8 protein-coding genes are annotated in these 10,563 nt (G+C 72.6%); 1 reads left to right on the top strand and 7 read right to left on the bottom strand.

What is annotated here, in order from left to right:
* The 3 genes from IE312_RS41440 to lepA all read right to left on the bottom strand — a co-directional run.
* Nucleotides 1-1,001 (bottom strand): ATP-binding protein (locus IE312_RS41440; protein ID WP_229900347.1); only part of this gene is annotated, 1,001 nt, incomplete at its 3' end.
* Between the two features lie 1,026 nt (nt 1,002-2,027).
* The gene (locus IE312_RS23105) at nt 2,028-3,902 is read right to left on the bottom strand and encodes an AMP-dependent synthetase/ligase (RefSeq protein WP_189984251.1); all 1,875 of its coding nucleotides are present in this window, start codon (nt 3,900-3,902) and stop codon (nt 2,028-2,030) included.
* 259 nt (nt 3,903-4,161) lie between these two features.
* A complete protein-coding gene (lepA, locus tag IE312_RS23100) occupies nt 4,162-6,036 on the bottom strand; it encodes a translation elongation factor 4 (protein WP_189984250.1) in 1,875 nt (624 codons plus the stop codon).
* A 225-nt stretch (nt 6,037-6,261) separates the two neighbouring features.
* On the opposite strand from lepA, the gene rpsT reads away from it, so the two are divergent.
* A complete protein-coding gene (gene rpsT / locus IE312_RS23095; RefSeq protein ID WP_189984249.1) occupies nt 6,262-6,528 on the top strand; it encodes a 30S ribosomal protein S20 in 267 nt (88 codons plus the stop codon).
* 441 nt (nt 6,529-6,969) lie between these two features.
* Here the strand turns inward: rpsT and holA are convergent, their stop codons facing one another.
* The 4 genes from holA to IE312_RS41435 all read right to left on the bottom strand — a co-directional run.
* Complete coding sequence (gene holA / locus IE312_RS23090) at nt 6,970-7,959, bottom strand: DNA polymerase III subunit delta (protein ID WP_189984248.1); 990 nt, start codon at nt 7,957-7,959, stop codon at nt 6,970-6,972.
* A gap of 157 nt (nt 7,960-8,116) precedes the next feature.
* Nucleotides 8,117-8,362, bottom strand: coding sequence for a hypothetical protein (locus tag IE312_RS23085; protein WP_229900318.1), 246 nt, complete (start codon nt 8,360-8,362; stop codon nt 8,117-8,119).
* 132 nt (nt 8,363-8,494) lie between these two features.
* On the bottom strand, nt 8,495-9,313 hold the full coding sequence (locus IE312_RS23080) for an arylamine N-acetyltransferase family protein (RefSeq protein ID WP_189984247.1): 819 nt from the start codon (nt 9,311-9,313) through the stop codon (nt 8,495-8,497).
* A 34-nt stretch (nt 9,314-9,347) separates the two neighbouring features.
* Nucleotides 9,348-10,563, bottom strand: a 1,216-nt coding sequence (locus tag IE312_RS41435; RefSeq protein ID WP_229900317.1) for a ComEC/Rec2 family competence protein, incomplete at its 5' end; no start/stop codon positions are given.

The following is a 10,563-nucleotide window of genomic DNA, read 5'->3' as shown; positions in this document are numbered from 1 at the left end:
GCCAGGGCGACCCGGCGGCCGAGGTCCTCCACCAGCCCGGTGACCTCCTCGGGGAAGCCGCCGCGCCCGCACCGGCCGATGACCAGCGTGCCGAGCGGCCGGCCGCCCGCGACCAGCCGGTACGACAGCGCCGTCCCGTGGGCGCCCTGCGGGCCGAGGGCGTGGCCGGGCCAGGGGTGGGGCCCGGGGCCGGACCGCGGGCCGTCCGGCGGGCACGGCGGCTCCTTCTCCAGGGCGTCCCGCAGCTCCTCGGTGCGGGCCTCGCCCGCGTGCCAGACCCGGGCGGGGCCGCCGCCGACACCGCCGCGAACGGTCGCCTCGTCCTCCAGCCAGACCGCGCACCAGTCGGCGAGCCGGGGCACGATCAGCTGGCCGGTGAGCGCGACGACCAGGTCCTCGTCCAACTGCCCGGCGAGCAGGTCGGAGGCCTCGGCGAGGAAGGACAGGGCGCCCCGGCCGAGCCAGTCCCGGTCGCCCTCGGCGCGCTGCGGCTGCGGCGCGAGGTGTTCGGCGATCCCCAGGGCGGGGTCGGGTCCGGGGCCGTCCAGGGCCGCGCTGCCGCCCGGGGGCAGCCGCGCCCAGACGGTCTTGGCGCCGGCGCGGTAGGTGACGCCCCAGGACTCGGCGAGCGTGGCGACCAGGCGCAGACCGCGCCCGTACTCCGGGGTGCCGTACGGCCCCTCGCCGGCGGTGGCGTCCCGCGGGGCGCGGGAGGGGTGCTGGTCGTGGACCTCGACCACGAACGCGCCGGTCTCCTCCAGCCGCCACTCGACCTGCACGTCGGTGCCGGCGTGCACGACGGCGTTGGTGACCAGCTCGCTGACGACGGCCATGGCGTCGTCGGCGAGCCGGGCGGACACCCCGGGCGCCTCGGCCAGCGCGGCCCGCAGCAGCGCGCGGGCCGAACCCGGGGCGAGGGGACTCCCGGGCAGCGCGGCCCGCCCCCGCGTCTCACCCGGGTGGATGCCGCCGCTGTCCCGCTGCGTCGGTATGGCCGCCATGTCCATGCGGCCAGGGTGACAGAAGGGAGCCGCTCCTCAGCGCAGAGTCACCGAAGTGACCAGAAGAGGAAACGATTCGGGCACCGACGAGCACCAAAGAGACGCGGGCCGGCGCGCTGCGAGCCGGGGAGGACGTGGGGGCGAGAGCTTGGCGGGCGAGAGCTTGGCGGGCGGGGGCCACGGGCGCGGCGAGCCGGGGGGCGGCGAGCTGGGGGGACCCGGAGGTGGCACCCCGGGCGCGGGCCACCGCACGGCACGCCGGCCAGGAACCCGGTGGTCGAGGGTGCGGAGCGCGGGAAACCGCGCGGCGAGTCGCCCTGGGAAGCCGGGGGGCCGATGACCCCGGGCGCGGCGACCCGGGGCGCGAGGACTCCGTGCGCGGGGACCCCGGGGCGTGAGGATCCCGGGGCGTGAGGACCCCAGACGCGGGCCACCGTGCGGCGAGCCGCCCCGGAACCCGGTGGCCGAGGATGCGCGGTGCGGAAACCGGACGGGGAGCCGCCCTGGGGACCCGGAGGGCCGAGGCCCCAGGGCGCGGCGGCCCGGGTCGCTAGCACCCCGGGCGCGGGCCACCGCGCGGCAAGCCGCCCAGGAACCCGGAGCCGGCCGAGGGCCCGGGGCGCCGAGAGCCCGGGGCGCGAGGGACCCGGGGCGCGGGCCACCGCGCGGCGAGCCGCCCAGGAACCCGGTAGCCGAAGATGCGCGGCGCGGAAAACCGCACGGGGAGCCGCCCTGGGAACCCTGAGGCCGAGGACCCGGGGAGTGGGGACCCGGGCGTGGGGACCCCGGGCGCGGGCCACCGCGTGGCGCGCCGCCCAGGAGCCCGGGGCCGAAGGCCCGGGGCGCGGCGAGTCGCTCAGGAACTTGGCGGGCCGGCCGAGGACCCGGGGTGCCGAGAGCCTCGGGCGCGAGGGACCTGGGGCACGAGGACCCGCCACTCCTCCGCCCCGCTGCCCCTCCGTGCGGTCGCGCTGGGCCGTACGGACGTGCCGGGCGCGTGTGGACGCCCTGGCCCGTGCCGACGCGCTACGCCTCCCGGGTGCCCGCGTACATCTCGTCGATGAGGTGCTTGTACTCCCGCTCCACCACGGGACGCTTCAGCTTCAGGCTCGGCGTGATCTCCCCGTGCTCCACGTCCAGGTCCCGCGGCAGCAGCCGGAACTTCTTGATGGTCTGCCACTTCTGCAGGCCGGCGTTGAGTTCCCGCACGTACCCCTCGACCATCTCCACCGTCTGCGGCGCGGCGACGATCTCGGCGTACGACCTGCCCGCCAGCCCGTTCTCCTCGGCCCAGTCGGCGAGGGCGAGCTCGTCCAGGGCGATGAGCGCGGTGCAGTAGTTACGGTCGGCGCCGTGCACCAGGATGTTGGAGACGTACGGGCACACCGCCTTGAACTGGCCCTCCACCTCGGCCGGAGCGACGTATTTGCCGCCCGAGGTCTTGATGAGGTCCTTCTTGCGGTCGGTGATGCGCAGGTAGCCGTCGGGGGACAGCTCGCCGATGTCGCCGGTGTGGAACCAGCCGTCGGACTCCAGCACCTCGGCGGTCTTGTCGGCCTGCTGGTGGTAGCCCTCCATGATGCCGGGGCCGCGCAGCAGGATCTCGCCGTCGTCGGCGATGCGGACCTCGGTGCCGGGCAGCGGCTTGCCGACCGTGCCGGTGCGGTAGGCCTCGCCGGGGTTGATGAAGGAGGCCGCGGAGGTCTCGGTGAGGCCGTAGCCCTCCAGGATGTGGATCCCGGCGCCGGCGAAGAAGTAGCCGATCTCCGGGGCGAGCGCGGAGGCACCGGAGACGCAGGCGCGCAGCCGGCCGCCGAAGGCCTCGCGGAGCTTGCCGTAGACGAGGGTGTCGGCGACCTTGTGCCGGGTGGCGAGCCCGAACGGCACGGAGGCGGTGCCGGTGCGCCGGAAGTTGTCCTGGGCGGCCTTGGCGTACTCGCGGGCGACCTCGGCGGCCCACTGGAAGATCTTGTACTTGGCCGCGCCGCCCTCGCGGGCCTTGGCCGCGACGCCGTTGTAGACCTTCTCGAAGATGCGCGGCACGGCCGCCATGTACGTCGGCCGCACCACCGGCAGGTTCTCGATGATCTTGTCGACCCGGCCGTCCACGGCGGTGACGTGCCCGACCTCGATCTGCCCGGAGGTGAGCACCTTGCCGAAGACGTGCGCGAGCGGCAGCCACAGGTACTGCACGTCCGCGCCGCTGATCAGGCCGGTCGCGGCGATCGCCTTCGCCATGTAGGCCCAGTTGTCGTGCGGCAGGCGCACGCCCTTGGGACGGCCGGTGGTGCCGGAGGTGTAGATGAGGGTGGCGAGCTGGTCCTTGGTGATCGCGCCGACCCGCTCCTTGATCAGCTGCGGGTGCTGCTCCAGGTAGGCGGTACCGCGCTCCTCCAGCTCGGCGAGGGTGAGCACCCAGTCGCCGCTCTCGACGCCGGCCGGGTCGATGACCACGACCTTGGTCAGCGCGGGCAGCTCGGCGCGCTTCTCCACCGCCTTGGCGAGCTGGGCCGCGTCCTCGGCGATCAGCACCCGGCTCTCGGAGTCGGAGAGGATGAAGGCCGACTCGTCGGCGTTGGTCTGCGGGTAGACGGTCGTCGTGGCCCCGCCCGCGCACATCACGCCGAGGTCGGCGAGGATCCACTCCACCCGGGTGGAGGAGGCCAGCGCCACCCGCTGTTCGGGCTGGATGCCCAGCTCGATGAGCCCGGCCGCGATCGCGTACACCCGCTCGGCCGCCTGCCCCCAGCTGAGCGACTTCCAGTCGTCGGGGCCCTGGCCGGAGGCCGGCGGCACGGGGTGGCGGTAGGCCTCCGCGTCCGGTGTGGCCGCCACGCGCTCCAGGAAGAGGGCGGCCACGGACGGCGGACGGTTCTCGATCAGGGTCTGTGTGTCGCTCACGACATCCTCCGGGGGCCCGCGACGGTGCGGCTGACTCGGTGCGGCTGGGTTAACTCACGGTGGGGACTCAGGCTTGTTTAACTCGCGAGTAACTATCGAGCAGGGATCAGGGTAAGGGGCGACCGGCCGCTGCGTAAGGGGCTTCGGCCTGTCACTTTCCGCTCAGCGCGACCCTACGCACACGCGGAGGCCCGCCGCGCTTTGGCACGACGGGCCCCCACATGCCCGCTTTGCGGACGTGACCGGCAGTTACCGCTGGTTACTTCTTGCCCTTGGCCGACCCCGCGCTGTCATCGCTGGAGAGGACCGCGATGAAGGCCTCCTGGGGAACCTCCACGGAACCCACCATCTTCATCCGCTTCTTGCCTTCCTTCTGCTTCTCCAGCAGCTTCCGCTTACGGGAGATGTCACCGCCGTAGCACTTGGCGAGGACGTCCTTGCGGATGGCGCGGATGGTCTCGCGGGCGATGACCCGGGAGCCGATGGCGGCCTGCACCGGCACCTCGAAGGCCTGCCGGGGGATCAGCTCCTTGAGCTTGGCGACGAGCCGCACGCCGTACGCGTACGCCTGGTCCTTGTGGGTGATCGCCGAGAAGGCGTCCACCTTGTCGCCGTGCAGCAGGATGTCGACCTTGACCAGGGAGCTGGTCTGCTCGCCGGTGGGCTCGTAGTCCAGCGAGGCGTAGCCACGGGTCTTGGACTTCAGCTGGTCGAAGAAGTCGAAGACGATCTCCGCGAGCGGCAGCGTGTAGCGGATCTCCACGCGGTCCTCGGAGAGGTAGTCCATCCCGAGCAGGGTGCCGCGCCGGGTCTGGCACAGCTCCATGATCGAGCCGATGAACTCGGTGGGCGCGAGGATCGTGGCCCGCACGACCGGCTCGAAGACCTCGTCGATCTTGCCCTCGGGGAACTCGCTCGGGTTGGTGACCGTGTGCTCCGTGCCGTCCTCCATGACCACGCGGTAGACCACGTTGGGGGCGGTGGCGATCAGGTCGAGCCCGAACTCGCGCTCCAGGCGCTCCCGGATCACGTCCAGGTGCAGCAGGCCCAGGAAGCCGACGCGGAAGCCGAAGCCGAGGGCGGCGGAGGTCTCCGGCTCGTAGACCAGCGCGGCGTCGTTGAGCTGCAGCTTGTCCAGGGCCTCGCGCAGCTCCGGGTAGTCGGAGCCGTCGAGCGGGTACAGCCCGGAGAAGACCATCGGCTTGGGGTCCTTGTAACCCCCGAGCGCCTCCGTGGCCCCCTTCTGCTGGCTGGTGACGGTGTCACCGACCTTGGACTGCCGGACGTCCTTCACACCGGTGATGAGGTATCCCACCTCACCGACGCCGAGGCCGTCCGCCGGGAGCATCTCCGGCGAGCTGACGCCGATCTCCAGCAGCTCGTGCGTGGCACCCGTCGACATCATCCTGATGCGCTCACGCTTGTTGAGCTGGCCGTCGATGACACGGACGTACGTCACGACACCCCGGTAGGAGTCGTACACCGAGTCGAAGATCATCGCGCGGGCGGGCGCGTCGGCGACCCCGACCGGCGCCGGGATCTCCTTGACGACCTTGTTCAGCAGCGCGTCCACGCCGAGCCCGGTCTTCGCGGAGACCTTCAGCACGTCCTCCGGGTCACAGCCGACCAGGTTCGCCAGCTCCTCGGCGAACTTCTCCGGCTGGGCGGCCGGCAGGTCGATCTTGTTCAGCACCGGGATGATCGTGAGGTCGTTCTCCATCGCCAGGTAGAGGTTGGCGAGGGTCTGCGCCTCGATGCCCTGGGCGGCGTCGACGAGGAGGATGGTCCCCTCGCAGGCGGCCAGCGACCGCGAGACCTCATAGGTGAAGTCGACGTGCCCCGGGGTGTCGATCATGTTGAGGATGTGGGTCGTGCCCTGGTCGGGGCCCTCGGTCGGGGCCCAGGGCAGACGCACCGCCTGGGACTTGATCGTGATGCCGCGCTCGCGCTCGATGTCCATCCGGTCGAGGTACTGAGCACGCATCTGCCGCTGCTCGACCACGCCGGTCAGCTGGAGCATCCGGTCGGCGAGCGTGGACTTGCCGTGGTCGATGTGCGCGATGATGCAGAAATTGCGGATCAGAGCCGGGGCGGTACGGCTCGGCTCGGGCACATGGTTAGGGGTCGCGGGCACGCAGGGTCCTGTCTCTTGAGGCGCCTTATGCCTCGGGTCGGATCGTTACGTAGTCTCCATGGTCCCACGGGCGGGGACCCAGGGCCGTTTTGGGCCGTCCGGAGGGCCACTGGTACTGTAGATGGCTGTGCCTCATGCCCTCTCAGCGCGAGGCACGACAGGAAATTTTGGATCACCGGTACGGGACCCGAGCGGCCCCGCACCTGAACCTGTAAAGGCTCCTTCGTGGCGAACATCAAGTCCCAGATCAAGCGGATCAAGACCAACGAGAAGGCTCGGCTGCGCAACAAGGCCGTCAAGTCCTCCCTGAAGACCGCGATCCGCAAGGCCCGCGAGGCCGCTGCCGCGGGTGACGTCGAGAAGGCCGCCGAGCTGCAGCGCGCTGCCGCGCGTGCGCTCGACAAGGCCGTCTCCAAGGGCGTCATCCACAAGAACCAGGCCGCCAACAAGAAGTCGGCGCTTTCTTCCAAGGTCGCGTCCCTCAAGGGCTGAACCCTTCTGATCTGACCGCCGGAAGGACCCAGAGCGGGCCCTCTCTCATCCGCTCCCGTCCGGCACCCCCGAGCCTGTTCGCGGCCTGCGTTCGCCACGCGGGAACGGGCTCAACAGCTTCATCCGAAGGCCCCGGCACTCTCCCTTCCCCAGGGCGGGTTACGGGGCCTTAGGCATGCCCGCCGTGCGGGACCGCCGCGGCCGAGGAGCACGAGGGCCCGAAGAATCGTGACGCGCGGAGCCCGCGTGCGAGTCGTCGTGCGCTGTCCTCACGCCGATGTCACGGCCAACGGCGACCGGCACCTCCCGGTCCGGCGATCGAAGACTCTCGTCCGGCGATCGCCGACTGGCGATCGGCACCTTCCGCTCGGTCGGCCGGGCAGGGACCCGTCCGCGTTTCCCCGCCACGCTTCCGCTTGCCGGCGATCCCTGGTGACCGGCTCAGCCCCGGCCTCTGGACCGCGCGGCCCGGGCGATCGTCACGACCGCCTTCTCCAGGGCGTACTCGGGGTCATCACCGCCTCCCTTCACACCCGCGTCGGCCTCGGCGACGGCTCTGAGCGCCACCGCGACCCCGTCCGGCGTCCATCCCCGCATCTGCTGGCGCACCCGGTCGATCTTCCACGGCGGCATGCCCAGCTCGCGCGCCAGATCGGCCGGCCGCCCGCCCCGGGCCGAGGACAGCTTCCCGATCGCCCGCACACCCTGCGCCAGCGCGCTGGTGATCATCACCGGCGCCACGCCCGTCGCCAGTGACCATCTGAGGGCCTCCAGCGCCTCCGCCGTACGGCCCTCCACGGCCCGGTCGGCGACCGTGAAGCTCGATGCCTCGGCCCGGCCGGTGTAGTACCGCCCGACGATCGCCTCGTCGATCGTCCCCTCCACGTCGGCGACGAGCTGCGAGGCCGCCGAGGCCAGCTCCCGCAGATCACTGCCGATGGCGTCGCAGAGCGCCTGGCACGCCTCGGGTGTGGCCGACCGGCCCAGGGAACGGAACTCCCCCCGGACGAAGGCCAGCCGGTCCGCCGGCTTGGTCATCTTCGGGCAGGCCACCTCCCGCGCCCCCGTCTTCCGCGCGGCGTCCAGCAGCCCCTTGCCCTTGGCGCCGCCGGCGTGCAGCAGCACGAGCGTGATCTCCTCGGCGGGCGAACCGAGGTACGCCTTCACGTCCTTGACCGTGTCGGCGGACAGGTCCTGCGCGTTGCGTACGACCACGACCTTGCGCTCCGCGAAGAGCGACGGGCTGGTCAGCTCGGCGAGGGTGCCGGGCTGCAGCTGGTCCGGGGTCAGGTCACGTACATCGGTGTCGGCGTCGGCGGCCTTGGCGGCGGCCACCACCTCCTGCACGGCACGGTCGAGCAGGAGGTCCTCCTGGCCCACGGCAACGGTCACCGGGGCGAGAGGGTCGTCATTCGCAGTCTTCCTGGCCATCACTGACAGCATCCCACGCGGCACTGACACCGAAGCGGCCCCGTGCCCCTGACCCCTCCCGGAACGGCCCCTGACGCGGGCTCGGGGACAGATACTCGTGCTCGGCTCGCCGTACCGGGGGCCGAAGCACGGGCACGTGCCCGGACCGAGCAGCGGGTCACGGCTCCTCGCGCCAGCCGTCCCACTCCCCCGCGAACGCGTCCAGCTCTGCGGGGTCGAGCCGCTCGCTCTCGTCCCGCAGGACCACGAGCCACTGGGCGTCCTCGGCGTCGTCCTCGCCGGCCAGCGCGTCCCGGACGAGCCGCGGCTCCTCGTCGACGGCGAACCGCTCCCGGAGCATCTCGGCCACCTCCTCGGCGGCATCGCGGTCGGGCAGCACCAGCACATGTCTCACATCGCTCACGGCCCCATTCTCCGGCACCGCCGGCTGTACGAAGGGGCAGGTCAGCCACGGGAGACGCGTCCGGTCCTCCCCGTCGGCACCGTGGCCGTGAGACGCGCACGCGCCCGCCCGGACCTGGCCACTCGGTCGGCCTCAGCCGGCCAGGCCGCGGCTCCGCACGGTCGGCACGCGGCTCAGCTCGATCCCGAAGCGGTCCCGGTAGACGGCCAGCACCTCCTCGTCCGTCTCCAGCTCACGCGTCTCCTGAGTACCGTCCGAGTCAGTGCTCTTGAGCCTGCGGCCGCTGAGCGTGATCCTCCCGCCGTCCTCGGTGAGCCGTGAACAGATCAGGGACCGGGTGAAGTGCGACGTCGGCGAGGTGCTGTGCCACCAGGCGCCGGCCGCGAAGTCACCGAGCGCCCTCGGACGCGTCTCCAGCCGGTACTGCGCCTTGCCGTCCACCAGCACGTCCAGGTCCCCGCCGCACGCCCCCGCGGAGTCCGGCCCGGCCTCCGCCACCCGGAACCTGCCACCGGGGTCGTCCTGCTCCCCACGTTCGGCACAGGCCAGCGGATAGTGGCTGTGCGCCCCGAACCCGACGTCGGCGAGCCAGGTGTCCCCCTCCACCGTCCGCACCCGCAGCGCGAGGTGGTCGTAGGGAATGCCGAGCCGTCCCTCGCCGTCGTACACGCGCCCTGCGAGCAGCTCCACCTGGTAACCCAGAGCGGTGAGCAACGCTCCGAACGCCCCGTTGAGTTCGTAGCAGAAGCCGCCCCGCCGGGCTCCGGTCACCTTGTCGAGCAGCCGCTCCTCCTCCAGCGTGACCTCCTCTCCGAGATGGACCGACAGGTTTTCGAAGGGGACGGTTCGCAGGTGGCTCACGTGCAGTTCGCGCAGCACCTCGCTGGTGGGCTGCCGCGGGCGCGCGCTGCCGAGCCGACGGAGGTAGGCATCGATCTGTGCTGACGTCATGCGCCCAGTCTGGTCCAGGTCCGCCCCAGCGCTGCTACTCCTCTCTCGTCACTCGCAACCGGCCTTCGGTCCCCCCGGTACCGGTGACCGCCAGGGCGCCGTCGCGGTCGGTGCTGAGGACCGTCGCTCCGCCGGCCCGGAGCGCGGCCATGGTCCCCGGTGCCGGGTGGCCGTAGGGGTTGCCGGCGCCGGCGGAGACGAGCGCCACCCGGGGTGCCGCGAGACGTATCAGCTCCGGGTCCTGGTAGGCCGAGCCGTGATGGGCCACCTTCAGCACGTCCACCCCGGCCAGGTCGGCCGCCGCCGGTGACCGGGACAGCGCCAGCTGGGCCGGGGGTTCCAGGTCCCCGAGCAGCAACAGCCGCAGCCCGCCGGTACGCACGAGCAGCGCGACGCTGGCGTCGTTCGGGTCCTCCGGCTCGTACAGGGCATCTGGCGGCGCCGGACGCACCGCCGTCCCGGGAGACAGCCGGGCCCCCTGAGGCGGCACACCGAGAGGCGGGACGGTTGGTGGTGGAACGGTTGGCGGCGGGACGCCCTGTGGCGGAACTGCTGGTGGAGGGGCTCCTTGCGGCGGGGCGCTCGGTGGCTGAGCGCTCGGTGGCTGAGCGCTCAGTGGCTGGGCGCTCCGTCGCGGCGGCCACAGCACGCGCCAGGCGAGTGGTCCGGTGCGCCGTTCCTCGCCCGCGACGGCCGTCGTGACCGGGATGTGCCGTTCGGCCGCCTCCCTGCGGACGAACTCCGCCTGGTCGGCCGGCTCAGCCAGGGCCGTCGTCTCGATCGCGGCCACCGAGCGGCCCCGCAGGACACCGGGCAGCCCCGCCACATGGTCGGCGTGGAAGTGGGTGAGGACGAGGAGGGGGATCCGGGTGATGCCCAGCCGGTGCAGACAGCGGTCGACCAGCACCGGATCGGGTCCGGCGTCCACAACCACCCCGGCGCCCTCGCCCGCCGCCAGCACGGTCGCGTCGCCCTGCCCGACGTCGCACATCGCGAACCGCCAGCCCGGCGGGGGCCAGCCCGTGATCACCCGGGTCAGCGGAGCCGGGCGCACGACCAGCAGCACGAGGAGCACACCGAGCAGCCCGCACCACCGCGGGTGCCGCAGCAGTCTCCGGCCGGCCAGGACCACCGCCACGGTGACCGCCGCGAGCGCCAGCGCCCCGAACCAGTTCCCCGGCCAGTCCACTCCCGCGCCGGGCAGCGCGGCCCCGGCCCGGGCGACCGCCGCGATCCCCCCGGCCGGCCAA

Origin of the sequence: Streptomyces capoamus, assembly GCF_014654935.1 — a bacterium.
GTDB classification, from domain to species: domain Bacteria; phylum Actinomycetota; class Actinomycetes; order Streptomycetales; family Streptomycetaceae; genus Streptomyces; species Streptomyces capoamus.
Note: the sequence above shows the minus strand (reverse complement) of the source record. Positions and strands in the feature narration are given on the sequence as shown.